At 65.9% G+C, this 25,661-nt stretch carries 22 protein-coding genes; 15 read left to right on the forward strand and 7 right to left on the reverse strand.

Features of this window, described 5'->3' with window-relative positions:
* Nucleotides 1-1,065: 1,065 nt before the first annotated feature.
* Nucleotides 1,066-1,518, reverse strand: coding sequence for a DUF1963 domain-containing protein (locus QW881_RS32650; protein WP_409999038.1), 453 nt, complete (start codon nt 1,516-1,518; stop codon nt 1,066-1,068).
* Nucleotides 1,519-3,113: 1,595 nt separating this feature from the next.
* Between QW881_RS32650 and aqpZ the strand changes: the two genes are divergently transcribed.
* Nucleotides 3,114-3,866 (forward strand): aquaporin Z, encoded by a 753-nt coding sequence (gene aqpZ, locus QW881_RS28825; protein WP_315758895.1) that lies wholly within the window; start codon nt 3,114-3,116, stop codon nt 3,864-3,866.
* 134 nt (nt 3,867-4,000) lie between these two features.
* A complete protein-coding gene (locus QW881_RS28830) occupies nt 4,001-4,267 on the forward strand; it encodes a hypothetical protein (RefSeq protein ID WP_315758894.1) in 267 nt (88 codons plus the stop codon).
* A gap of 27 nt (nt 4,268-4,294) precedes the next feature.
* Here the strand turns inward: QW881_RS28830 and QW881_RS28835 are convergent, their stop codons facing one another.
* Entirely contained in the window at nt 4,295-4,705 is a 411-nt protein-coding gene (locus QW881_RS28835) for a flagellar basal body rod protein FlgC (protein WP_315716344.1), read from the reverse strand.
* Nucleotides 4,706-4,821: 116 nt separating this feature from the next.
* The gene (locus tag QW881_RS28840) at nt 4,822-5,157 is read right to left on the reverse strand and encodes a hypothetical protein (protein WP_315758892.1); all 336 of its coding nucleotides are present in this window, start codon (nt 5,155-5,157) and stop codon (nt 4,822-4,824) included.
* 285 nt (nt 5,158-5,442) lie between these two features.
* Between QW881_RS28840 and QW881_RS28845 the strand changes: the two genes are divergently transcribed.
* The 11 genes from QW881_RS28845 (at nt 5,443) to QW881_RS28895 (ending at nt 19,120) form a co-directional block, all read left to right on the forward strand.
* The gene (locus QW881_RS28845; protein ID WP_315758891.1) at nt 5,443-6,390 is read left to right on the forward strand and encodes a sugar-binding transcriptional regulator; all 948 of its coding nucleotides are present in this window, start codon (nt 5,443-5,445) and stop codon (nt 6,388-6,390) included.
* Between the two features lie 214 nt (nt 6,391-6,604).
* Nucleotides 6,605-7,903, forward strand: coding sequence for a sugar ABC transporter substrate-binding protein (locus QW881_RS28850; protein WP_315758900.1), 1,299 nt, complete (start codon nt 6,605-6,607; stop codon nt 7,901-7,903).
* 374 nt (nt 7,904-8,277) lie between these two features.
* Entirely contained in the window at nt 8,278-9,150 is an 873-nt protein-coding gene (locus tag QW881_RS28855; RefSeq protein WP_315758890.1) for a sugar ABC transporter permease, read from the forward strand.
* A 4-nt stretch (nt 9,151-9,154) separates the two neighbouring features.
* Nucleotides 9,155-9,985 carry a carbohydrate ABC transporter permease gene (locus tag QW881_RS28860; RefSeq protein ID WP_315758889.1) on the forward strand — a complete coding sequence of 277 codons (831 nt, stop codon included), beginning with the start codon at nt 9,155-9,157 and terminating at the stop codon, nt 9,983-9,985.
* Nucleotides 9,986-10,002: 17 nt separating this feature from the next.
* Nucleotides 10,003-11,010, forward strand: coding sequence for an ABC transporter ATP-binding protein (locus QW881_RS28865; protein WP_315758888.1), 1,008 nt, complete (start codon nt 10,003-10,005; stop codon nt 11,008-11,010).
* Nucleotides 11,011-11,057: 47 nt separating this feature from the next.
* Entirely contained in the window at nt 11,058-11,831 is a 774-nt protein-coding gene (locus tag QW881_RS28870) for an SDR family NAD(P)-dependent oxidoreductase (protein ID WP_315758887.1), read from the forward strand.
* Between the two features lie 29 nt (nt 11,832-11,860).
* On the forward strand, nt 11,861-13,510 hold the full coding sequence (locus QW881_RS28875) for an FGGY-family carbohydrate kinase (RefSeq protein ID WP_315758885.1): 1,650 nt from the start codon (nt 11,861-11,863) through the stop codon (nt 13,508-13,510).
* Nucleotides 13,510-14,457 carry a carbohydrate kinase gene (locus tag QW881_RS28880; RefSeq protein ID WP_315758884.1) on the forward strand — a complete coding sequence of 316 codons (948 nt, stop codon included), beginning with the start codon at nt 13,510-13,512 and terminating at the stop codon, nt 14,455-14,457. The genes QW881_RS28875 and QW881_RS28880 overlap by 1 nt, the downstream gene beginning before the upstream one ends.
* 144 nt (nt 14,458-14,601) lie before the next feature.
* On the forward strand, nt 14,602-15,867 hold the full coding sequence (glgC, locus tag QW881_RS28885) for a glucose-1-phosphate adenylyltransferase (RefSeq protein ID WP_315736073.1): 1,266 nt from the start codon (nt 14,602-14,604) through the stop codon (nt 15,865-15,867).
* Nucleotides 15,864-17,330, forward strand: a complete 1,467-nt coding sequence (gene glgA, locus QW881_RS28890; RefSeq protein WP_315758883.1) for a glycogen synthase GlgA — start codon at nt 15,864-15,866, stop codon at nt 17,328-17,330. Before glgC ends, glgA begins: the two co-directional genes overlap by 4 nt.
* A 317-nt stretch (nt 17,331-17,647) precedes the next feature.
* The gene (locus QW881_RS28895; RefSeq protein ID WP_315758882.1) at nt 17,648-19,120 is read left to right on the forward strand and encodes a D-aminoacylase; all 1,473 of its coding nucleotides are present in this window, start codon (nt 17,648-17,650) and stop codon (nt 19,118-19,120) included.
* A gap of 1 nt (nt 19,121) precedes the next feature.
* Here the strand turns inward: QW881_RS28895 and QW881_RS28900 are convergent, their stop codons facing one another.
* The 3 genes from QW881_RS28900 to QW881_RS28910 are packed head-to-tail and all read right to left on the reverse strand — an operon-like array spanning nt 19,122 to nt 21,805.
* The gene (locus QW881_RS28900) at nt 19,122-19,871 is read right to left on the reverse strand and encodes a CoA-transferase (protein WP_315758881.1); all 750 of its coding nucleotides are present in this window, start codon (nt 19,869-19,871) and stop codon (nt 19,122-19,124) included.
* On the reverse strand, nt 19,868-20,686 hold the full coding sequence (locus QW881_RS28905; RefSeq protein WP_315758879.1) for a CoA transferase subunit A: 819 nt from the start codon (nt 20,684-20,686) through the stop codon (nt 19,868-19,870). Before QW881_RS28905 ends, QW881_RS28900 begins: the two co-directional genes overlap by 4 nt.
* 57 nt (nt 20,687-20,743) lie before the next feature.
* Complete coding sequence (locus QW881_RS28910) at nt 20,744-21,805, reverse strand: LacI family DNA-binding transcriptional regulator (protein WP_315758878.1); 1,062 nt, start codon at nt 21,803-21,805, stop codon at nt 20,744-20,746.
* A 122-nt stretch (nt 21,806-21,927) separates the two neighbouring features.
* Between QW881_RS28910 and QW881_RS28915 the strand changes: the two genes are divergently transcribed.
* Entirely contained in the window at nt 21,928-23,229 is a 1,302-nt protein-coding gene (locus QW881_RS28915; RefSeq protein ID WP_315758877.1) for a Xaa-Pro peptidase family protein, read from the forward strand.
* Between the two features lie 149 nt (nt 23,230-23,378).
* A complete protein-coding gene (locus tag QW881_RS28920; RefSeq protein WP_315758875.1) occupies nt 23,379-24,344 on the forward strand; it encodes an NAD(P)-dependent oxidoreductase in 966 nt (321 codons plus the stop codon).
* A gap of 6 nt (nt 24,345-24,350) precedes the next feature.
* On the opposite strand, the gene QW881_RS28925 is transcribed toward QW881_RS28920, so the two are convergent.
* A complete protein-coding gene (locus QW881_RS28925; protein WP_315758873.1) occupies nt 24,351-25,661 on the reverse strand; it encodes a tetratricopeptide repeat protein in 1,311 nt (436 codons plus the stop codon).

Consider the following 25,661-nt stretch of genomic DNA (forward strand, 5'->3'; position numbering starts at 1 on the left):
GGCTGCGCTTCATGCTCTGGTCCTCGTTGGGGCCAGAACGAACTTCAAACTGGATTAAGCCCCAGGGGCAAGGTCAACATAAGTTAAATGTCTGTTTCCGCCCCTGGGCACCACGCTTCGCCCGTTGGGCTACGCGTGGCGCCGCCGCGCTATAGCCCGAAGGGTGAAGCGTGCCCGGCGAAGCCCCTTGGCGAAGCCGGGCGTTTGAGCCCTGTTTGCCCGCTCTCTGATCCCAATCAACCTGTCAAACAGCCCTGGCGCTCGCCGCAGCCTTGCTCGCGGCCATGCCGCCGCGATCCCGCGGCCGTGTCGGCCCGAGCTCTGCTGCAGTTGGCGTCCTCGTCAGACGAGAGGGCGCGGGGAAGGCCGGGTGCTGGTCGCACCCGCGGTCCGCGTGCAGCAAGAAAGCACGCGGCAGAACCACAGGTACGGCCGAACATCCGACCTTCCCCGCGCGATGGCTTTACGGCTTATACGCGATCTCCCCGGGGACCGGCTGTCTTGCCCCCGTCGCCCGCAGCGCTCGTCATGAACGCCGCGACCTTGGCGCCAGCATCGGGGCGCCAGGACCACGCGACTTCGCCGTCCGCAACTCATCAGTCGTCGCGCAAAAGCGCCTGACGAAGCCGCGGCCACCGCATCCCCGCCTCACGTGCCGTGACGATCGCGATACGCCCCTCTCGGCGAAGCAGGATGGCGGGAATAAAATCACTGATTTGGGGGTGGTGTCAATAAAAATTCTGGTATTCAGAATTTGTGGCCTGCGCCGCTGTCGTGCCGCATCGGTTGATCACATGAGTTGGCCGCCATCAAACTCACCATTGATGACGACCTGCTTCCCGAGCACGACGAAACATCGCCGCTTGGCGCTCGCAAGAAACGCGCGGAAAAAAGTGCAGCGTCAACGTAGTCCCAATCTAAACTCTGACTGAGAGCCCGCTCCGATGGCACAGCCGGTCTATCACCAGCTCGGGAAATCCTAGAGCGTTCGGGCAATCGCTTCGTGCCAATTGCAGCTGAATGCAAGAAGGCGATATGCACTTCCGCTCGTCCGCTATCGGACTTTCAATAACACTGCCAGTCGAATGCCCATTTCCGTGGGTCGCGTTGGCTGCGGGCGAAATACGCAGTGCCGCTGTCTCCCCACATCCAGCCAACCTCGCTTTCGCTATCGATTTGGATGGCAAACGAGAAGTCGTCATCGCTGTCCTGATGGTACCACCACGGCTCCGACTGAACGCAGCTGGGCCAACCTCCCAATTTGGTCGCATGTATGCGTGGGAAATTCATTTCATAATAAGTGTCGCGGAGATTGTCTGGAAGGTCGAGCGGCAGGAGATCGTGCGTCGGCGAGTCGGGTGTGACATTGCTCCAGAGAACTTGGGTGTCACGGATCGTGGAGCCGTGTGACGGCGCAACGAGCGGGACAAGCGCGTCAACAGAAGGATACGTCCTTAAGCACCAACTCGCTCCCTTTCCTTCACCCGGATCTCGCAGCCACGGAAGCTCGGCCTCCATGAAGTGGAACGAAATGAACAAGGCAATGAGTTCAATATCGGCGAGGCTGTTCGGACGCCAGGGAGCCTCCGTCAGGTTCAGTTGGCACAGGGGTCAGAGCGGCTTTTCGCGCCACGTCGGCCAATGCTCCCCGGGTAAGCAAACATCGACCCGGCCAAAGACCGAGGCGAGCTGGTTCCTATCTGGTGAAAGGGAGCCACCAACCTTGATCGGCACACACGGTCGTTCAAGCTGCCGCTGCCATTCGATCCACTCTGAGGCACTCGATGTTGGCATTGAACCGGTCCTTCGCTATGGCGGTCCCGGATATGTGACACAGCTCCTTGGCCCAGTCATGGTCGTTTGGTCATCCATGGGCATGTCCGGCATGGGGTAAGGGCGGCAGGAGCCCGTCGGAGAAAAAATGCAGCGTCACCGTAACCCACCGAACGGCTTTAGCCGTCAAGCAGCTCTAAAACCATCGGTAAGCTGCAACGAGAAATATGACCAGGAAGCAGGCGGCTGAAATGCCGAGCGCCCCTTCGGCGCTGACATCAATCTTCCAGAACCTGATTTGGAATTTGGGTGGCTGACTCACGGCATAGCTCTCCATTGAAACTCTTGGAGAGCCGGGGAGTCAGTTTTAAGGAAGCAAGAGTGATAGGACTGATTTGTTGATTCGTGGCAAGGGGAAAAATTTTCTAACCCTGACCTATCCGCATATCTTACGGGAAAGTGGATAACTCGCCGCCCAAAGCACTAAGGCATATCGCCGCCGCGACTTCCGCGAATCGAATGGGGCTTGTTCAGAAAGTAATCCCGGGGTTACGGTGACGCTGCACTAAACTTTGCCAGCGACGCCGAGGCATCCGACACGCCGAGGCCCACCCCCGCAAACAAGCCGGCCGATCAGGAGCCGACATGCCGGCTTGATGTCGATGTGACCTTTCTCACAGCCCGCTGCTCGATAGCGCGTCAATGTATCCCCATGTGTTCCTGGCACGCCGAACGAGGGAGGTGATGACATGCGCTGGAGTGACTCAGCCAAGGGATTTGTGGTCGTCCTGGTGGTGACCGTCGCGGGGTACCTGTCCACGACCTATGTCGACCACCGGTTTGCCGCGCTTGACGCATCCTCGGATGCGACAACGAGCCCGCCCCCGACAGCCTCCGCTTGCGTCGGCGAAGATGGGCGCTGGCACAATTGGCCGTGGGCGAACGTGCCGATGCTCTCGCCGGCGTGTCGGCAAAATCGATAGCACGTAGGGCGGATTAGCGGAGCGTAACCCGCCATGCGGGATCATCGATGTCGGCTTGGATCGTCGGCCGCAAGCTCGATGAGCAACCCCTCGCCGATCAAGCTGGTTCACGGAAGGAACGAGCTTCCTCCAGGAATGAGCGCCGACGGCTGTTGGCAAGCAGCGTAAGCTGGCGGATTACGCTTCGCTAATCCGCCCTACGAACTACGAACGGTCGGACTCTTTCTGACTCAAAGTCACAGGCATCCCACGCGCGACCACAAATCGGACTTTGACTCCAGGTTGCCGAAGTGATCATCTTCTCCATTGACGGGAGAGACGGGCTCCAGCCAATCACACGCACCCAGGGAGGCGATGATGAACGGCAACAACAACAAGCTCGTGGCGGAGGCGATCGGGACGTTCTGGCTCACGTTCGGCGGTTGCGGCAGTGCGGTGATCGCGGCCGGCGTGCCGGATGTCGGGATCGGCATGCTCGGCGTGTCGCTCGCGTTCGGGCTCACCGTGGTGACCATGGCCTATGCCATCGGGCACATCTCGGGCTGTCATCTCAATCCGGCTGTCACCGTGGGGCTGGCCTGCGGCGGGCGGTTCCCGACCGGGCTGATCGTGCCCTACATCATCGCGCAGGTGGTCGGCGCCATCGTTGCTGCTGCCGTGCTGTATGCGATCGCCAGCGGCGCGCCGGACTTCAGCACGGCGAGCGGCTTTGCCGCCAATGGCTATGCGGAGCATTCGCCCGGCAAATATGGGCTCGGGGCCTGCCTGCTCAGCGAGGTCGTGCTGACGATGATGTTCCTGTTCGTCATCATGGGCGCGACCCATGGCAAGGCGCCGGCCGGGTTTGCGCCGCTGGCGATCGGGCTTGCGCTGACGCTCATTCACCTCATCAGCATCCACGTCACCAACACCTCGGTGAACCCGGCGCGCAGCACCGGGCCGGCGCTGTTCGTCGGCGGCTGGGCGCTGGCGCAGCTCTGGCTGTTCTGGGTGGCGCCGCTGCTCGGCGGCGCGGCCGGCGGCTTCATCTATCGCTGGCTGAGCCCGGAGCCGGCCGGCGAGGTGACCGGCGAGCGGACGGGGCAGGGCGCGGTCGCGAAAAGCGCCTAGGAAGATCTCCTCACGCGGTTGGATCGGGTCGCGTCACGGCGTGGCCGATGCCGCGGTCGCGCCGCTCTTGATCGCGGCCGGCTCTGTTGGATAATGCGCGCCTTGTCAGCGTGCACGATCTTGCAGGTGTCGTGATGAGCCGGAGGAACAACGAGCCGCTGTCCGATCGGGTCGCCAGGGCGGCCGAGGCGCTGCTGGCCGAGGAGCATCATGTCAGCGTCGTCGACCTGTTCTGCGACCTCGGCTGGCTCGATGCGTCGCTGCTGGAGCAGTGGCGGCGTGGGCAGGTCGGCTCGCTGGAGGAGGTCACACGCTCCGGTCTCCCGCGCATCAGGGAGGCGATGACGCATGTTCGCCTGGGCGCTCGCCTGCTGGCCGAACTCGGTGAAGCCATCGCCTGAGCGGTCCTGTCCGGAGACGGGTCGCGCTCACACCTTCATGTCGATCACGGTGCGGCTCATCTCGTCGCTCGCCTTCAGCACTTTCGCGTTCGCGGCAAAGCTGTATTTGGCGACGAGCTGGCTGATCATCTCCTGCGCGAGATCGACATTGGGCGCGGCGACGAGGCCATCCTTGTTGGCGAACGGCGCGGTGGGATCGTAGCTCGCGGACGTACCCGAGCTCGAACGTGTGATGGTCGTCTGCGTGCCGCCGCCGGCGACGTCGCTCTGCACCAGCTCGAGCGGGTCGTAGGCCTTCGGCGCGCCGGCCGGCAGCGTGCCGTCGGCATTGGGCAGCGCGCCTGTGCTCCTGGCGTTGGCGACGTTCGAGGCGGACACCTCGAGCCGGCGCGAGGCGGCTTGCATGCCGGAGACTGCGATGGTGGCGGTGGGACTCATGGCGGCGCTTGCTGATGACGTGATGCGCCAGCTAAGCCCGCGGCGCACCAAGCAAGTGTCAAGACCGCCGATGAGACTCGAGCGTCCGGCTCAAGGTTTTGTTCACCATCACGAACTCAACGCGGCCGGTCTGGATCGTCGCGCAGCAGCGCCAAGGCGCTGGGCACATCCCCGGCTGCGGAGACGAGCACATATTCGCCGCGTGCCGCGTGGACGCCGCCGGTGACCACGACCGCCCGCTTTGGACAGAGGCCGAAGCAGCTCGTCGCGATGACGCGGGCGGGCTTCTCGCCTGCGCGGTTGCCGAGGCTGTCGTGGGATTCCAGCGCGTGCTTGATGGCCTTCTTCAAGGCCTTGCTCAATGCTTTGGGGTCATCGCTGCGCTTCAGGCATTTGCGGCAGACGAACACCGGAGCGGCGCGGTGGGGGCGGACGAGAGAGGGGAGGGCCATGCCTCCGAGCTAAGCGGCCGGCCGAGCCGCCGCATCCCTCACGGATGCGCGGCCGTCGTGCGCCGAGCGAGGTTCCGCGACGCTGGGCGCAACTGCCGAGATTGGGCTATTGCCCACGATTAGAGCATATGATCTGGTCTGGATGACCCTGCCGCGTTCCTCCTGGGGATGGTGGCGCGCCTCGGTTCCCGGCGCCGCGAGCGCCATGGCATAGTGCAGGCCGATCAGCGTCGGGCTGCGCTCGGCCGGGAAGACATGTTCTGAAAGGGAGGCCGGCTCGGCGTCATGGCGGGCGACAGCGAAAAATCACGGCTCGACGACGCCGCCCGCGCCGGCTGGCTGTATTTCATCGCCGGCCATACCCAGGACGAGATCGCGCGGATGCTGCAGGTGTCGCGCGCCTCGGCGCAGCGGCTGGTGTCGCTGTGCCTCGCCGAGCGGCTGATCACCTTCAGGCTCGAGCACCCCATCGCCTCCTGCATGGCGCTCGCCGCCCAGCTCAAGGAGCGGTTTGCGCTGGTGCATTGCGAGGTGGTGCCGACCGACCCGGCTGCGCCCACCGGGTCTGCAGGAATCGCCGAACGCTGCGCCAACCTGCTGGAGACGACGTTGCGGGCCGAGACGCCGGTCATCATCGCACTCGGAACGGGGCGCGCGGTGCGGGCCGCGGTCGAGCGCGTCTCCCCGATCGACCGGCCCGAGCACCAGATCGTCTCGCTGGTCGGCAACATCCTGGCCGACGGCTCTGCGAGCTTCTTCGACACCGTCGGCCGGCTCGCCGACCGCACCGGTGCCCGGCATTATCCGATGCCGCTGCCGTTCCTGATGGGCACCGAGGACGAGCGCGACCGCATGGTCCGGCTCGATGCCATCGCCAAGGTCAAGGCGGTGGCCGACAAGGCCGACCTCAAGCTGGTCGGCATCGGCCAGATGGACCAGAAGGCGCAGATGCATGTCGACGGCTTCGTCACCCGCGACGAGCTCACCGAGATGATGCGGCTAGGGGCCATCGGCGAGATCACCGGCTGGGCCTATGACGCCAAGGGCAAGGTGATCGCCGGCGGCACCAACCGCAGGCTCACCAGCATTCCACCCGAGGTGCCGGCGCGCGCGATGACGATCGCGGCGGCGCTCGGTCCGGCGAAGGTCCCGGCGATCCGCGCTGCGCTCAAGGGGCGGCTGATCAACGGCCTGATCACCGACGAGGCCACGGCGCGCGCCGTCCTGGCGTGACAGCCTAAGGCCTGCGCCGCTGACCTCTGCGGCAACGGCGCGGCTCTTTCAATCCAAGGTCATTTTCTTGCCGCGCCGCACAACCTGTGGGCGCCGACGCATGCTTGACAAAGTCTGACCGGTGTTGTGAACATCAGCTCAGCCCGTGAGCATATGTTCACGCATCGCGGGATTGAGGGAGGACACCGTGAAGACCATCTTCACTCGGACGAGCATGCTTTGCGCGCTGGCAGGCGCTGCGCTCCTGACCGCGCCCGTCATGGCCGAGACCAGCCTGACCATCGCCACCGTCAACAACGGCGACATGATCCGGATGCAGGGCCTGACCAGCGAATTCACCAAGGCCAATCCCGACATCTCCGTGAAATGGGTGACGCTGGAGGAGAACGTGCTGCGCCAGCGCGTCACCACCGACATCGCCACCAAGGGCGGCCAGTTCGACATCCTGACCATCGGCACCTACGAGGTGCCGATCTGGGCCAAGAAGAATTGGCTGGTGCCGCTCGACAAGCTCGGCGCCGACTACGACGCGAACGACATCCTGCCCAAGATCAAGGATGCGGTCTCCGTCGACGGCAAGCTCTATGCGGCGCCGTTCTACGGCGAGAGCTCGATGGTGATGTATCGCACCGACCTGTTCGACAAGGCCGGGCTGAAGATGCCGGAGAGCCCGACCTGGGACTTCGTCATTGATGCCGCCAAGAAGCTCACCGACAAGCAGGGCGGCGTGTTCGGCATCTGCCTGCGCGGCAAGGCCGGCTGGGGCGAGAACATGGCGTTCCTGACCGCGATGTCGAACTCGTTCGGCGCGCGCTGGTTCGACGAGAAATGGCAGCCGCAGTTCAACACGCCGGAATGGAAGAAGACGCTGTCGACCTATGTCGACCTGATGAAGGAGGCCGGCCCTCCCGGCGCCAGCTCGAATGGCTTCAACGAGAACCTGGCGCTGTTCAACTCCGGCAAATGCGCGATGTGGATCGATGCCACCGTGGCGGCCTCGTTCGTGACCAACCCGAAGGAATCCAAGGTCGCCGACAAGGTCGGCTTCGCGCTGGCGCCGAACACCGGCCTCGGCAAGAACGCCAATTGGCTGTGGGCGTGGAGCCTCGCAGTGCCTGCCGGCTCCCAGAAGGTCGAGGCGGCGGAGAAGTTCATCGCCTGGGCGACCAGCAAGGACTATCTCAAGCTCGTCGCCTCCAAGGACGGCTGGGCCAACGTGCCGCCGGGCACGCGCACCTCGCTCTACAAGAATGAGGAGTATCTGAAGGTCGCGCCGTTCGCCAAGCTGACCCTGGCCTCGATCGATGCCGCCGATCCGAACAAGCCGACCGTGAAGCCGGTGCCTTATGTCGGCGTGCAATACGCCGCCATCCCTGAATTCCAGGGCATCGGCACCGCAGTCGGACAGCAGTTCTCGGCTGCGCTGGCCGGCTCGATGACGGTCGACGCGGCGCTCGCGGCGGCGCAATCATCCACCGAACGCGAGATGAAGCGCGCCGGCTACATCAAATAGGCGCGCCACGTCCATCAGCTCGAAGCCAAAACTCCTCCCGAGCTGATCACTGGCGGCCATCCCTCCCCACAGGGATGGCCGCATTTTTTCTCTGCTCGAACGCGACATGCGAGACCCGTAAGGTGGGCAAAGCGAAGCGTGCCCACCGTCGGGCCGCGAACCGCGAAGACGGTGGGCACGGCGCTCCGCGCCTTTGCCCACCCTACGGCTAGCCATTGACCATCATTGCGAGGAGCCGAAGGCGACGAAGCAATTCAGAATCTTCACGCGCAATGATTCTGGACTGCTTCCGCCTTCGCTCTTCGAGCTACGGCGGACACGTCGCTTCTCTCGCAATGCCGCTGCAGCTGACTGTGTGAACGAGGACCATGACCATGGCCACCAGACAGACGCAAATCCTCGCCCGCGCGCTGCTGTCGCCCGCGGTCATCCTGCTGTTCGTGTGGATGATCGTGCCGCTGGCGCTGACGGTCTACTTCTCGACCCTGCATTACAGCCTGCTCGATCCCGGTTCCGAAAGCTTCGTCGGCTTCGAGAATTTCACCTACTTCCTCACCGACCCCGCCTTCCTGGCCTCGCTGCAGAACACGCTGGTGCTGGTCGGCTCGGTGCTGCTGCTGACGATCGGCCTCGGCATTCCCCTGGCGCTGCTGCTCGACCAGCCCGTGATCGGCCGCAACATCATCCGGCTGATGGTGATCGCGCCGTTCTTCGTGATGCCGACCGTCAGCGCGCTGGTGTGGAAGAACCTGCTGATGCACCCGGTGTCCGGCCTGTTCGCCTGGATCGCGACCTCGCTGGGGATGACGCCGATCGACTGGTTCACCGACGCGCCGCTGCTCGCGGTCATCTTCATCGTCGCCTGGCAGTGGCTGCCATTCGCGACCCTGATCCTGCTGACCGCGCTACAGTCGCTCGACGAGGAGCAGAAGGAGGCCGCCGAGATGGACGGCGCCGGCGCGGTGTCGCGCTTCATCTATCTGACCGTGCCGCATCTGGCGCGCCCGATCACGGTGGTGATCCTGATCGAGACCATCTTCCTGCTCACCGTCTTCGCCGAGATCTTCGTCACGACGGGCGGCGGTCCGGGCCTGCAGACCACCAACATCGCCTTCCTGGTCTATTCGCAGGCGCTGATCCAATTCGACGTCGGCACCGCCTCGGCAGGCGGCCTGGTCGCCGTGGTCATCGCCAACATCGTCGCCTTCTTCCTAGTCCGCATCGTCGGCCGCAATCTGGAGGCGTGACAGCATGGCGCGCAAGGTCACCGGACGTCATGTCGCAATCTCCACCGTGGCCGCATGGCTCGCCGGGTTCGTGATCTTCTTCCCCATCCTGTGGATGGTGCTGGCGAGTTTCAAGACCGAACTGGAGGCGTTCGCGACGCCGCCGTCGTTCCTGTTCTTCCACTGGACAACCGAAAACTACGCCACGGTGCAGGAGCGCAGCGACTATCTGCACCACGCGCTGAACTCGCTGATCATCGCCGGCGGCTCGACCTTGATCGCGATGCTGATCGCCATTCCCGCGGCGTGGTCGATGGCGTTTGCGCCGACGAAGCGCACCAAGGACATCCTGCTCTGGATGCTCTCGACCAAGATGATGCCGCCGGTCGGCGTGCTCGTGCCGATCTACCTGATCTACAAAAACATGGGATTGCTCGATACTCGCAGCGGGCTGGTGTTCATCCTGTGTCTCGGCAATCTGCCGATCGTGATCTGGATGCTGTTCACCTACTTCAAGGAGATCCCGAAGGACATCCTCGAGGCGGCGCGGATGGACGGCGCCACGATCGGGCGCGAGCTGATCTACGTGCTGACGCCGATGGCGATCCCCGGCCTCGCCTCGACGCTGCTGCTCAATCTCATCCTGGCCTGGAACGAGGCGTTCTGGACCTTGAACCTGTCGACCCTGAATGCGGCGCCGCTGACGACCTTCATCGCCTCCTATTCGAGCCCGGAAGGCCTGTTCTGGGCGCGGTTGTCGGCGGCGTCCACGCTCGCGATCGCGCCGATCCTGATCATCGGCTGGTTCAGCCAGAAGCAGCTCGTGCGCGGGCTGACCTTCGGCGCAGTGAAGTAACGAAAGGGCTGGATCACATGGGACGGATCACGCTGGAAGGTGTGCAGAAATCGTTCGGGCCGGTCCACATCATCAAGGGCGCCGATCTCGACATTCCCGACGGCGCATTCGTGGTGTTCGTCGGCCCCTCCGGCTGCGGCAAGACCACGCTGCTGCGGCTGATCGCGGGGCTGGAGGACGTCTCGGGCGGCCGCATCCTGATCGACGGCAACAATGTCGTCGACGTGCCGCCGGCCAAGCGCGGGCTGTCGATGGTGTTCCAATCCTATGCGCTGTATCCGCATATGAGCGTGCGCGGCAACATCGCATTCGGCCTCAAGATGGCCGGCCTGCCGAAGGCCGAGATCAACCAGAAGGTCGAGGCGGCCGCCGCGACCTTGAACCTCACGCCCTATCTCGACCGCAAGCCGCGCGAGCTCTCCGGCGGCCAGCGCCAGCGCGTCGCGATCGGCCGCGCCATCGTGCGCGAGCCCAAGGCGTTCTTGTTCGACGAACCGCTGTCCAATCTCGATGCCGCGCTGCGGGTGCAGATGCGGCTCGAGGTGACGCGGCTGCAGAAGCAGCTCGGCACCACGGCGATCTACGTGACGCATGACCAAGTCGAGGCCATGACGATGGCCGACAAGATCGTGGTGCTCAATGCCGGCCGCATCGAGCAATACGGCTCGCCGATCGAGCTGTACCAGCGGCCGGCCAACCTTTTCGTCGCCGGCTTCATCGGCTCGCCGAAGATGAACCTGATCACCGGCGCGGAAGCGGACAAGCACCATGCGACCACGATCGGCGTGCGGCCCGAGCATGTCGCGGTCGTCGACGAGGGCGGCGAAGGCTGGCCCGGCAAGGTCGTGATTGCGGAGCATCTCGGCAGCGACACCTTCCTCTATGTCGATGCGGGCGCGCTCGGCACGCTCACGGTGCGCGTCGTCGGCGAAAAGCGCCTCAGTGCCGGCGACGCCGTGACGCTGCGGCCGGAGCCGAACCGGATCTACCGCTTCGATGCCAATGGCAACTCGATCTTCGCATGAGAGGTGACGTCCCCTCCGGGCGTCAATGACAACAACGGACCACGACGATGTATCTCGAAAAATTCAAACTGAACGGCAAGACCGCTCTGATCACCGGCGGCGGGCAGGGCATCGGCCTGGCCTGCGTCGAGGCGCTGGCGGAGGCGGGCGCGCGGGTGGTGATCGCCGATCGCGACGCCAAGGCGGCAGCGGACGGGCAGGCGGCGATGAAGGCCAAGGGCCTGGACACCGAGACCGCGCTGATGGATGTCACCAATTCGACTCAGGTCACGGAGATCGCAGACGATCTGGCCGCGCGCTACGGCAAGGTCGACATTCTCGTCAACAACGCCGGCATCGCGCGCAGCGAGACGCCGGCCGAGACCGTCACCGACGAGCACTGGCTCAACGTGCTCGACGTCAACCTCAACGGCACCTTCTGGTGCTGCCGCGCCTTCGGCAAGCACATGCTGGCGGCGAAGAGCGGCACCATCGTCAATATCGGCTCGATGTCCGGTTTCATCGTCAACAAGCCGCAGGAGCAGTGCTTCTACAACGCCTCCAAGGCCGCAGTGCATCATCTGACCAAGTCGCTGGCGGCCGAATGGGGCGCGCGCGGCATCCGGGTCAACGCGGTCGCACCGACCTATATCGAGACGCCGCTGAATGCCTTCGTGAAGAGCAATCCGCGCATGTACGACGCCTGGATCGGCGGAACCCCGATGGGCCGCATGGGGCAGGTCGAGGAGATCGCGTCGGTCGTCCTGTTCCTGGCCTCGGAAGCGGCAAGTTTGATGACCGGCAGCGTCGTCGTTGTCGATGGCGGCTACACTTGCTGGTAAGCTCGCGTCAAAATTGACGGGAGCGAAACATGCGGCAGGCTTTTGTCGGTGTCGATGTCGGCACAACCAGCACGCGCGCCGGGATTTTCGACTGTAACGGCCGCCTGCTTGCCGCGGCGCGGCATCCGATCCAGACTTGGCATGAGGCCGGCGACGTCGTCGAGCAGTCGTCCGACGACATCTGGCGTGCCTGCTGCGCCTCGGTCAAAGCCGCGCTGGCGGAAGCGGCTGTCGCGCCGGAGCTGATCAAGGGCATCGGCTTCGACGCTACCTGCTCGCTGGTGGCGCTGGACCCATCGGGTGCTCCCGTCACCGTCAGCAGCTCCGGCGAGTCCGCCCGCAACGTCATCGTCTGGATGGACCACCGCGCGCTGATGGAGGCGCGCGACATCAATGCGACCGCGGACGAGGTGCTGCGCTATGTCGGCGGCTCGATCTCCCCGGAGATGGAGATGCCGAAGCTGCTGTGGCTGAAGCGGCACCTGCGCAAGAGTTTCGATGCGGCCGGCCATTTCTTCGATCTCGCCGACTTCCTGACCTGGCGTGCGTCGGGCTCTTTGGCGCGCTCGATGTGCACCGTCACCTGCAAATGGAATTATCTCGCGCATGAGACGCGCTGGAGCGCGGCCTACTTTCGCCGCATCGGGCTGGAGGATTTCGTCGCAGAAGATTACGCGCGGATCGGCACCGAGATCGTTGCGCCTGGCACGCCGCTCGGCCGTGGGCTGTCGCAGGACGCGGCCGAAGAACTCGGACTGGTTGCAGGCACACCGGTCGGCGCGGCGCTGATCGACGCTCATGCCGGCGGCATCGGCGCCATCGGCGGCCGCGCGGCTGAGCGCGGCGAGGTCGATGTCTGCGATCGCCTCGCCTACATCATGGGGACTTCGGCCTGCATCATGGCGACGACGCGCGCTCCGTCCTTCGTGCCGGGCGTATGGGGACCGTACTATCAGGGCATGGTGCCGGAGTTCTGGCTCAACGAGGGTGGCCAGTCCGCTGCGGGGGCTGCGATCGATCACCTGCTGCGCTCGCACCCGGCGGCTGCCGAGGCCGCGGCCGCCGCGCGTGCCGAAGGGCTCGACGTCATCAGCTTTCTGGAGAAGCGGATCATGGCGCGAGTGCCGAATGCCGGCGCCGCTGCGCTGCTGGCGCGGGATCTCCACATCCTCCCTGAGTTTCTCGGCAACCGTTCGCCCTATGCCGATCCCGACTCGCGCGCCGTCATCGCCGGCCTCGATCTCGCTACCGATATCTCAGCGATGGAGCGGCTGTTCGTCGCAGGATTGTGCGGGCTCGCCTATGGCTTGGCCGACGTGATCGATGCCTTCGCCGCCAACGGCGTCAGCAGCCGAACGCTGGTGATGGCCGGCGGCGCCTCGCGCAGTCCGCTGGTGCGCCAGATCATGGCGGACACGACGGGGTTGACGGTGGCCTTGCCCGGCACCCAGGAGCCCGTGTTGCTCGGCGCGGCCATGCTCGGCGCGGTGGCGAGCGGCGGCTTTCGCTCGATCGGCGAAACGATGGCGTCGATGTCCTCGCTCGGCCGCCTCAGCGATCCGACCGATCCGGACATCGCGGCCTTTCATCGCCGCAAGCGGCGCATCCATGGCATGCTGCGGGCGCTTGATCGCGAGAGCCGTTCCGTGATGCATGGTGCTGATGGGGAGGCACGCTGATGATCCTGAGCTGCGGCGACGCGTTGATCGATTTCGTCCCCGCCCGACTGGCCGACGGACGTGACGCCTTGAGACCGGTGGTCGGCGGCTCGTGCCTGAACGTCGCCGTCGGCGTGGCGCGGCTCGGTGCGCCCACGAGTTTCGTCGGCGGCATCTCGACCGACTTGTTCGGCACCATGATCGCGTCGCACGCGCAAGGCTCGGACGTCGATCTCGGCTACGCCACGCGCAGCTCGGACCAGACCACCTTGGCCTTCGTGCGCCATGTCGGCAGCGAGGCGCAGTATGCCTTCTACGACGCCGAGACCGCCGCGCGGAAATGGACGTTCCGGCCGGGCAGCATCCCTTTTGCCGACATTGATGCCGTCCATGTCGGATCGACCACGCTGATCCACGATCTCGGCGCCGCGCAGACCCGTGCGCTGATCGCCGCCACGCAGGGCGCGGTGACGATCTCCTTCGACCCGAACTGCCGTCCGAATCTGGTGACTGATAAGGCCGGCTATCGCGCTGACATGGATGGGTTTGCCGCAAGCGCCGACCTGATCAAGATGTCGGATGTCGATTTCAACTATCTGCATGGCCACGACGATTACGCTGCGCGGGCCGACGCGCTGCTGGCGCGCGGCACCGGCCTGGTCGTCGTCACGCGGGGTCCCAAGGGGGCGCTCGGCTGGCATGCGCAAGCCGGCGCGGTCGAGGTCGCGGTCCCCCAGGTCGAGGTGGTCGATACGATCGGGGCCGGCGACACATTCCAGGCGGGGCTCTTGTTCGCGCTGCGCAAGCTCGGCCGCATCAGCCGGGAGGCCCTGAGGGGATTGAGCCAGAGCGAATTGCGCAAGGTGCTCGCCTTTGCCGGGGCGTGTGCGGCCGTCACCTGCACCCGCGAGGGCGCCGACCCGCCGCGCTGGGACGACATGGCTGCAACCTGGGATCGCCTGGGCTGAAGCACCCCATTGCACTCGTCATTGGGAACTGGTTGGCTGTTCCCTCGTCATATGTGAGTACCGGAAGACGGAGCGCGATCGCGATACGCCCCTGTCCGGGCCGCGGAAATCTTGACGCGACAACGAGTTGCAGGGAGGAGAACCATGGCACCCGCCGCACGGACCGAGCCGCTGTCTCGTCACGCGCTGGCCTTCGTGTTGGCCGGCGGACGCGGCAGCCGGCTGCTGGAGCTGACCGACCGGCGCGCCAAGCCCGCCGTCTATTTCGGCGGCAAGTCGCGCATCATCGATTTCGCGCTGTCGAACGCCGTGAACTCCGGCATCCGTCGCATCGCGGTGGCGACGCAGTACAAGGCGCACAGCCTCATCCGGCATCTGCAGATGGGCTGGAACTTCTTCCGTCCCGAGCGCAACGAGAGCTTCGACATCCTGCCCGCCAGCCAGCGCGTTTCGGAGACGATGTGGTACGTTGGAACGGCCGACGCCGTGTACCAGAACATCGACATCCTCGAGACCTACAATACCAAATACATCGTCGTGCTGGCTGGCGACCACATCTACAAGATGGACTACGAGCTGATGCTGCAGCAGCATGTCGACCAGCGCGCCGACGTCACCGTCGGCTGCCTGGAGATGCCGCGCGAGGAATCCTCAGGCTTCGGCGTCATGCACATCAATGAGGACGACACGATCCGCGACTTCATCGAGAAGCCGGCCGATCCGCCGCCGATGCCGGGCAAGCCCGACAGGTCGCTCGCGAGCATGGGCATCTACGTGTTCGACGCCAAATTCCTGTTCGAGGAGCTGAAGCGCGACGCAGCGGACCCGAACTCCAACCATGATTTCGGCCGCGACATCATTCCCTACATCGTCAGGAACGGCCGCGCCGTGGCGCACCAGTTCTCGCGCTCCTGTGTCCGCGCCGCCCACGATCAGGGCAGCTACTGGCGCGACGTTGGAACGGTGGACGCCTATTGGGCGGCCAATCTGGATCTGACGGACGTCGTGCCCGAGCTCGATCTCTACGATCGCTCCTGGCCGCTCTGGACCTATTCGGAGATCACGCCGCCGGCCAAGTTCGTCCATGACACGGATGGCCGTCGCGGCGAGGCGACGTGCTCGCTGGTGTCCGGGGGCTGCATCGTCTCCGGTGCCCAGGTGCAGCGCTCGCTGCTGTTCACCGGCGCTCATCTGCATTCCTATGCCAAGCTGCAGAACGCGGTGCTGCTGCCCTACGTCAACGTCGCGCGCCATGCGCGCCTCACCAACGTGGTGGTCGATCGCGGCGTGCAGATTCCGGAGGGGCTCGTGGTCGGCGAGGATCCGGAGTTCGACGCCAAGCGGTTCAGGACAACGGAGAACGGCGTGACCTTGATTACCCAGCCGATGATCGATGGGCTCAATTCATGACGCCACTGCGCGTTCTGTCGGTTGCCTCCGAGGTCTATCCCATCGTCAAGACGGGCGGCCTCGCCGATGTCGTCGGCGCCTTGCCGTGGGCGCTGATGGCGGAGGACGTCGAGGTCCGCACGCTGATCCCGGGCTACCCCGCAGTCATGAAGGCGCTGGAGCAGGCCAGCGAGATCAGCTCGCTGCCGAACTTCTTCGGCGGCAATGCCCGCCTGCTCGGCGGCAGTCATGGCGCGCTCGATCTGTTCGTGCTCGATGCGCCGCATCTCTATGACCGCGAGGGCAACCCGTATCTGGGGCCCGACGGCAAGGACTGGCCGGACAATGCGTTCCGCTTCGCGGCGCTGGCGCGAGCGGCGTCCTATATCGGCCTCGGCGCGGTGCCGGCCTTCGTGCCCGACATCGTCCACGGCCACGACTGGCAGGCCGGGCTCGTGCCGGCCTATCTGCTCTACAGCCACCGGCCGCATCCGGGCACGGTCATGACCGTGCATAATCTCGCCTTCCAGGGCCGCTTTCCGCGCCATTTCCTGCCGCCGCTCGGCCTGCCGCCGGAATCCTTCTCGATCTACGGCCTCGAATATTACGGCGACATCAGCTTCCTCAAGGCGGGACTGCAATTCGCCGACAAGATCACGACGGTGTCGCCGACCTACGCCCGGGAGATCCAGAGTGACGAGCAGGGCATGGGCCTCGGCGGCCTGCTGCGCCAGCGCGCGTCCGACCTCGTCGGCATCCTCAACGGCATCGATACGGCGGTGTGGGATCCCGGCAGCGATTCGGCCATCCCATCGCATTTCGGCATCGAGCGGATCGAGGCGCGGGCACCGAACAAGGCGGCGCTGCAGACCCGCATGGGCCTGCAGGTCGCGCCGGAGACGTTCCTGCTCGGTGTCGTCAGCCGGCTGACGTCGCAGAAGGGATTGGACCTGCTGCTGTCCTGCCTGCCGACCTTGACCGGTAGCGGGATTCAACTGGCCCTGCTTGGCGACGGCGAGGCCGAACTGCGCGACGCATTCCGCGCAGCCGCCGCGCACCATCCAGGACAGATCGGCGTCGTTATCGGCTATGACGAGAGCCTGGCGCATCTCATTCAGGCCGGCTGCGACGCGCTGGTCGTGCCGTCGCGGTTCGAGCCGTGCGGCCTGACGCAGCTCTGCGCCCTGCGCTATGGCGCGCTGCCGATCGTCACCGCCGTGGGCGGCCTCGCCGACACCGTCATCGACGAGACCGAGGCCGGCGTCGCCGCAACGGGGTTCAAGTGCGCCTCCGTGACGGCGGAGGCGCTCGATCAGACCCTGCGCCGCGCCGCTGCGGCCTTCTACGCCTCGCGCAGCAACGCCGCGAACTGGACCCGCATGCAGCTCAATGCGATGCTGACCGACGTGTCGTGGCGGCACCGCGCCGGCCGTTATGCCGAACTCTACCGGCAGATCGTCGCGCAGCGGCGGCCGGCGGGTTGAAGGACTGACGGCGTTACGACCACCGTCATTCCGGGGCAAGGCCGCAGGCCTTGAACCCGGATATCGATGTTGTCTTGCGTCCGTTCCTGAAATCTCGGGATTCCGGTTTCAATCGTCAACGTGTTGCCGCTTCGCGGCCGCGCATTGACGATTGCCCCGGAATGACGATGACATCGCGCTCCTTGTTGACGCAGTGCCAGCGGTCGCGGGGCTTGCAGCCCAGCCCAGCGCGCACCTCATGCCGATCCCGCTGGACGCCCAGAGGCGTGCAGCGGATAGTCCCGCCAGCTCCGATCAATATCCCTGCGCGAGACCTCATGACCGATACCCAGCCTTCCTCCGACTCCTTCGACCTGATCATCCGCGGCGGCACCGTCATCGACGGCACGCGCGCGCCACGTTTCGAGGCCGATATCGGCATCAAGGACGGTCGCATCGTCGCCATCGGCGAGCTGGGTGGCTGCAAGGCTGCACGCGTCATCGACGCCACCGGCCGCATCGTTGCGCCGGGCTTCATCGACTCCCACACCCATGACGACAGCGCCGTGCTGGTCGATCCCGACATGATCTGCAAGGTCTCGCAGGGCGTGACCTCCGTCGTGACCGGCAATTGCGGCGTCAGCATCGCGCCGCTGAAGCCGGGCTCGCCGCGGCCGATGCCGCTCGGGCTGCTGTCGCCTGGCGACGGCCGGGTCGCAGAGTATGCCTCGTTTGCGGACTACGTGGCTGCACTGCGCGCGGCACCGGCCGCCGTCAACGTTGCGCCGATGGTCGGCCACACCGCGCTGCGCGCCTCGGTCGTGAGCGACCTCGGCCGGGCCGCGACGGACGTGGAGATCGCCGAGATGCGCGCGCATGTGCAGGAGGCGCTCGACGCCGGCGCCATCGGCGTCTCGACCGGGACGTTCTATCCGCCGGCGGAGGCGGCGCCGACCGAGGAGATCATCGAGGTCTGCCGTCCGCTCACCGGCAGCGGCGGCGTCTACGCGACGCACATGCGCAACGAGGCGAACGACGTGATCAAGTCGCTGGAGGAGAGCTTTGCCATCGGCAAGACGCTCGACGTCCAGGTGGTGATCTCGCATCACAAGGTGGTGGGCCCCGCCAATTTCGGCCGCACCAAGGAGACGCTGCCGCTGATCACGAAGGCGATGAGTTGCCAATGCGTCGCGCTGGACTGCTACCCCTACAACGCCTCGTCGACCATGCTGCACACCGATCCGGCCAAGCTGCAGGTCAGGGTCGTCGTCGCGGCCTCCGGGCCGCATCCCGAAGTGGCGGGTCGCGATCTCGCCGACATCGCCGCGGGCTGGGGCGTCGACCGGCTCGAAGCGGCAAAGCGGCTGCAGCCGGCGTCGGCGATCTACTTCGCGATGGATGAGGCCGACGTGCAGACCATCCTCGCCTTCGAGCCGACCATGATCGGCTCCGACGGCCTGCCGTTCGGCGAGCGTCCGCATCCGCGGCTCTGGGGCACGTTCCCGCGCGTGCTCGGCTATTACTGCCGCGAGCTGGAGCTGTTCTCGCTGGAAACCGCGGTCTGGAAGATGAGCGGGCTGACCGCGCAGAATTTCGGCATCAAGGGACGCGGCACGATCGCGGTCGGCAACCACGCCGACATCACGATCTTCGATGCGGCCAGCGTGCGTGACAGCGCGACCTATGATGACCCCTGCGTGCCGGCCGCCGGCATCGAGGCCGTCATCGTCAACGGCGCGCTGACCTGGTGGCAGCGGGCGCACCAGAAGGCGCGTGCGGGGCAGGTGATCACGCGCGGATCACTGCAGTGATCTACGCGGCCGGAGCCATTGCGCGCGCGAATTCGGGATAGCATTCGGCGAGCTCGTCGAGGATCCGGCCGCGGATCAGCTCGACCGTCGCTCGGTCCGGCGCGGGCGTCGGCGGCACGATCTCCGGCACCGCATAATCGAATCCGGTACGATCGCGCACGTCCTCTGCCGAGTAGCCGGGATGCACCGAGCGCAGCCGGAAGCCGCCGCGCTCGCGGTCGAAATCGAACAGCGCCAGATTGGTCAGCAGCGCATGCGGGCCGCCGCGCCGCTTCACCTCCGGCGTGGTCGCGGCGGCGCTGACGAAATCCACCTTCTGCACCAGCACGCGCGGCGAATGCTCCTCGCGAAACAGGATCACCCGCGGAATGAGATGGTAGAGATAGGCCGAGCCGAACGAGCCCGGCCAGCGCACGTCCATCCGCGGATAGTCGCCGGTGCCGACCAGGTTGATGTTCCCGGCGCCGTCGATCTGACCGCCGCCGAGAAAGAACGCGTCGACGCGGCCCTGCGCGGCGCAGTCGAACAGCTCGACGCCGCCATTGGTGAAGAAATTGTGCCGGCTCGAGCCGAGGATCGAGATGCGGACAGGCGGCTTGCCCTGTTGCGCGTTGCGTGCGCGCAGCAGCATCGCGCCGGCCGCCGGGATCGGCGACGAGGCGCCGACGGCGACATGGCGGATGCCATCGAGCAGGTCGGCGATGGTGGTGATTAGCAGCTCCTTGCGCGCGCGTTCATCGTGCATGGTCATGCCACCTCCTTGCAGCGGGTCAGGAAGGCGGAGAGATAGGTGCGAAAGCCCTCGTCGGTGCGCGCCATCGCGGCGTAGCGCGCCAGCTCGGCGCCATCGGTCTCGTACTCGTCCCACAGCGGCAGCGGCCAGGCCCCGTTCTCGGCGACTGCGATGGCATCGACATAGAGCGCCGGCAGTACGCCGGCCGCGGAGTCCTCGGTCGCCATCAAATCGCGATCGACGATACGCTCGACGGTGACCAGCGTGCGCTTCGCCGCATAGGCCATCGTCGCCAGCTCACGGTAGCGGCCGATGCGGACATTGCCGAAGCGGTCGGCCTCGGGGGCATGAAACAGCGCCACGTCGGGCGTGATCGCCGGCACCACGACCACCTTGCCAGGCTCGCCGACCGGACTGTCGATCACCTTCCAATCGGGGCGGACCCGCAGCAGATCGCTGCCGATGATGCCGGCGATCGGCATGAACGGCACGCCCTTCTGCCCGGCCAGCAGGCCGGCATGGATCGCAGGGCAGGTGGCATCGCGCAGGCGGATGCTGCCGTCGCGCACGGCCGCGACGAAGCGCGGTGCGCCGCCGGCCTCGCCGAGCGAGACGGCGCTGGTTTCCACCACCGCGGCCACGCCGGCGCCGATCAGCAGATCGGCCTGGAGGCCTGATATCGGCACGCAGACGAGATGCAGCCCGGTGAGGCCGGCCTCGATCATGGCCGCCGTCGCCGCCATCGAGACGCCGGCACGATCGACGGGGATCGCGATCGATTGCCCCGGTGCGATTGATGCGACGAGCGCCTCCAGGCCGACCATCTCCGTCATCGGCGTATCCTCCCGTTGTTGCTTTGCCGCACAGTGTAGCGATGCCCCGCGGACGTGTCAGTGCTCGTATGCGATCGTCGAGCCGCGGATGATGAGCTCCGGCGCCAATACGATGTGGTCGGTCGCTGCCTCGCGCCCGGCAAGGCGGTCGAGCAGCAGCCGCGCCGCGGCTTCCCCCATGTCGCGCTGGGCGATCCGCACCGTGGTCAGCGGCGGCGCGACCATGTCGACGAACGGCATGTCGTTGTGGCCGACCACGGAGACGTCACCGGGGCAGGTCAGGCCGCGCGCGGCGAGCGCGTCATAGACGCCGAGCGCCAGCAGATCATTGGCGGCGACGATTGCGGTTGGGCGCGTCCGCCGCGCGAGCAGGCGCAACGCAGCCTCGCGACCCGCCGCCCGCGTATAGGCTTCGACGGCTTCGACCGGCGTATGGCGGGCCGACAGTCCCGCAGCCCTGATGCTGGCCTCGAAGCCGGCGCGGCGGCGTGCGCCGGTCGAGATGTGCTGCGGGCCCGCGACGTGACCGATGCGCCGGTGGCCGAGCGCGACGAGATGCTGGACGGCGAGACGCATGCCGGCGGCGTCGTCGCTTGCTGCCGAGGGCAGGAGTCCGGCTGCGTCGACGCGATTGACAAGCACCACCGGCAGTGCTGCATCCAGGCAGTGCTTCACGATCTGGTCGTGCAAGGTCACCGTGGCGAGCACCAGACCGTCGACGCCGCGGGCGATCAGACGGTCGACGAGATCCTGCTCCGACCCCTCTGTGCCAGCATCGGCCACGATCGTCGCATAGCCCTGGGCGTTGAGATGATCGGCAATGCCGGACAGCACGGGCGGGAAGCCGGGGTCGGCGATATCGGGCGCGAGCACGCCGATCAGGCCGCTGCGTCCGGTGCGCAGGCCCTTCGCGGCCATGTTCAGCCGATAGCCGAGCGCGTTGGCGGCGGCCTGGATCCGCTCCACGACATCGCCCGCCACCAGATGCTTCATGGCCGGGCTGAGCGCGCGCGACACCGTGGAGGGATGCACGTCGCAGCGCGCGGCGACATCCTTGATCGTCGGGCGTGAGGATGCCGTTGCGCGCGGGCTCCTTGTCGATGGCGACGTCCGCTTCATTTCCGCTCCCTGATGTCGCAGCGCAGCGACGTTTTGATTGCGCGGTACCTTGACACATTTTGCGTGCGTGCAATAAATCCGGCTCTGCAATCGATTGCAATAGCACGATGGGAAACGTCCACATGACAGCCAGCGCGTTGAAGCCGCATCTGGTCAGCCCGGAGCATCTCGATCCGCATTGGCGCTGGGGGCGGGCGATTCCGTCGCATGGCCATGTCTCGGTGGATTTCGAGCGCCGCGTCGATTTCGACAGGTTGCGGCGCTACCGGCTGGCGCGGGCGCGCGCGGCGCTGAAGGCGTCGGGCTATGGTGCGCTGCTGCTGTTCGACGTCAACAACATTCGCTACGTGTCCGGCACCAAGATCGGCGAATGGGAGCGCGACAAGCTGTGCCGTTTCGCGCTGCTGGCCGGCGACGGCGAGCCGATCGTGTGGGATTTCGGCTCGGCGGCCGTCCACCATCGTCTGTTCTGTGACTGGCTGGCGCCGGAGAATTGCCGCGCCGGCATGCTCGGCATGCGCGGCACCGTGCCGCCGGCGGTCGGGCTGATGAAGGCGCATGCCGAGGAGGTGATGAGTCTCCTGCGTGCAGCCGGTGTCGCCGACATGCCTGTCGGCGTCGACCTTGCGGAGACCGCGATGTTCTTCGAGCTGCAGAAGGCCGGCATGAAGGTGGTCGATGGCCAACAGGTCATGCTGGACGCGCGCGAGATCAAGAACATCGACGAGATCATGCTGCTCAACCAGGCCGCGGCCATGGTCGACGGCGTCTACCACTCGATCTACGAGCACCTGAAGCCGGGCGTGCGCGAGAACGACATCGTCGCGCTCGCCAACAAGATGCTCTACGAGATGGGCTCCGACGACGTCGAGGCGATCAATGCCATCTCCGGTGAGCGCTGCAATCCGCATCCGCATAATTTCACCGACCGCATCCTGCGTCCGGGCGACCAGGCGTTCTTCGACATCCTGCAGTCCTATCAGGGCTACCGGACCTGCTACTACCGCACTTTCAACGTCGGCCGCGCCACGCCGGCGCAGCACGACGCCTACAAGCAGTGCCGCGAATGGCTCGACAATGCGATCGCGCTGATCAAGCCGGGCGTCTCGACCGACACCGTGGCCAAGGTCTGGCCTAAGGCCGAGGAGTTCGGCTTTCCCTCGGAGATGGCGGCCTTCGGCTTGCAGTTCGGCCACGGCCTCGGGCTCGCGCTGCATGAGCGCCCGATCATCTCGCGGCTGGTCTCGCTGGACAATCCGATGGAGATCAAGACCGGCATGGTGTTCGCGCTTGAGACCTACTGTCCGGCGACCGACGGCTTCTCGGCTGCGCGTATCGAGGAGGAGGTGGTGGTCACCGACAAGGGCTGTCAGGTGATCACGCTGTTCCCGGCCGAGGAATTGCCGATCGCCAACCGCTACTGAGCGAACGGACGGTGCGACCAGGAGAGTGGTCTTCGTGTTTCGTCATTGCGAGCGAAGCAATCCAGGGCGGCATCCGTGACTCTGGATTGCTTCGTCGCTTCGCTCCTCGCAATGACGGCATCCGTGATAAGTAGGACGAGGAGACGACAATGACCACGACGCATTCGCTCGGCTGGATCGGCATGGGGCGCATGGGCTATCCGATGGCTGAGCGCCTGCTCAAGGCCGGCCACAAGGTGTCGATCTACAATCGCACCCGCGCCAAGGCCGAGCCGCTGGCGGCGAAAGGCGGCGTGATCGTCGATCATCCCCGTGATCTCGCCGCGTGCGACATCGTGTTCACGATGGTGTCGACGGGCAAGGATCTCGAGCAGGTCTATTTCGGCGACAACGGCCTGGTAGCCGCCAGTTCCGGATCGCGTCCCCGGATCCTGGTGGACTGCTCCTCGATCGGCATCGAGCAGTCGGAGGCGATCGCCGCCAGGCTCAATCGACTGGGCTGTGAGTTCGTGCGGGCGCCGGTGTCCGGCAACGGCAAATGCGTCAAGGCCGGCAAGCTGTCGTCGGTCGTCTCCGGCCCCAAGGCCGCATTCGAGGTCATTGCACCCTATCTGGCGAAGATCGCCGTCTCGGGCGTGTCCTATGTCGGCGAGGGCGAGCTCGCGCGCATCTGCAAGATCGCGCACAACGTCTTCCTCGGCGTCGTGATCCAGAACCTCGCCGAGATCACCATCCTGGCGCAGAAGGCCGGCGTGCCGCGGCATGCCTTCCTGAACTTCATGAACGCCAGCGTGATGGGCTCGACCTTCACCAGGTACAAGAGCAACGCGCTGGTCAATCTCGACTGGACCACGACCTTCACGCCGCCGCTGCTGCGCAAGGATCTCGATCTCGGCCTGTCGGCGGCGCGCCAGCTCGACGTCGCGATGCCGGTGACGGCCGCGACGCGCGAGGCATTGCAGGCCCATGTCGGCGCCGCCTCGCTGCAACCAGATCCCGCCGGCTATCTGGAGAAGGACTTTGCGGCGCTGCTGGAGACCGTCGCGCTCGCGGCGGGTCTCAAGCTGCAGCCCGAGAACGTGCCGATGCCGACGGGATTGGAGACGGAGGGATAACGTCCGTCAAACCGTCAGCGCCCGCCAGCGCGTGTCGCGCGCGGAGGGGCGGCGGTGCAGGCGGGCATCGAGCAGGTCTCGCGCCTGGGCCAGCGCGCCGCTGCGGATCAGCGCCAGGATGTAGGTGTCCTCGATCACCTCGCGCTGCGCGTGGCTGCCGCCGACGCGGGCCATCTCCGCTTGCGCCGGCGCGAGTTGCTCGGCGCAGACCCGGTAACTCTCGTTGTGGAAGGCCTGGAACGCCCGATAGAGCCGCGGAAGCAGCGAACTCGCTAGGGAGCCGCCGCCGTCCGTCTGGGCCTTGAACGTGCGAAGCCGTTGGTTCACGGCGACGTCGTCTTCAGTCACCGCTGAGACCATCGCCCGGTGCATCTCGACGAAGGGAAGGCGTGAGGTCGGAAATCCCGTCCTTGCGTAGGTGTCGATCTCCTCCCACAGTTCCCACGCCACAGGATGTTTTTCGAGGCTCAAGCGCCAGAGCAGAGATGCGCAGTCCGAGAGCGTGTTCAGCGGTGGCGCAGCCGAAACGGCTGGGCTCAAGACATTCAGATGAATGGCGATGGCGCGTGCGGCGTCGCCCCGGTCGAGCGCGCCGAGCGCCTGGTGCCAGCAGATATGACCGTGCAGCATCCCGGTGCGGTCATAGTCGCCGATCCACCCCTCGACGAGCGCATCGGCCTCGTCCACCGCGCCGTCCTCGAACATCGCATGCAGCAGCGCATGCACGGCGTAGGCGTTGTGTCGGCGTAGTGCGAAGCTGCGCTCGGTGACGGCGCGGCCCTTCGCCAACTCGCCGGCCTCGGTCAGGGCCCAGCCATGGTTGGACATGAACCACCAGTCCTCGCCATAATCAGCGGCGAAGCCGTCGCAGAGGTCGCGGCGGGCGGCATCGTGATCGGCGCGGCCGGAGAAGGCGAGCAGGCCGAAAGCGCCGAGCGGGAGCGCCATGATCGTGGCGTCCCGCGGCCAGTTCGCCAGATGCGCCAGGGTCGATGTCAGCGCGTCAGTGCCGCGTCCCTCGATGGCGAGCACCAGGGTCGCGACATGGCTCTGCTCGCGCGGGGTGCCGCGCTTGGCAGCGAGGTCGCGGGCGCGTGCGATGGTCTGCAGCGCCGCCTCGCGCTGCATGTAGATCGCGTGGATGCGGGCACGCGCCGCGTGCGCCAGCGCGAACTCCGGATCGAGCATGATCGCCCGCTCGAACGCGTCAGTGGCCCCGGGCCAGAATGCGAGCAGCAGATCCATGCCCTCGCGATAGGCTGCGGCCGCGTCAGCGGAGGCGGTCGACAGTGGCAGGCCGTAGCGATCCTCCTCCAT

This window comes from Bradyrhizobium sp. SZCCHNS3016 (assembly GCF_032484535.1).
Classification (GTDB): Bacteria; Pseudomonadota; Alphaproteobacteria; order Rhizobiales; family Xanthobacteraceae; genus Bradyrhizobium.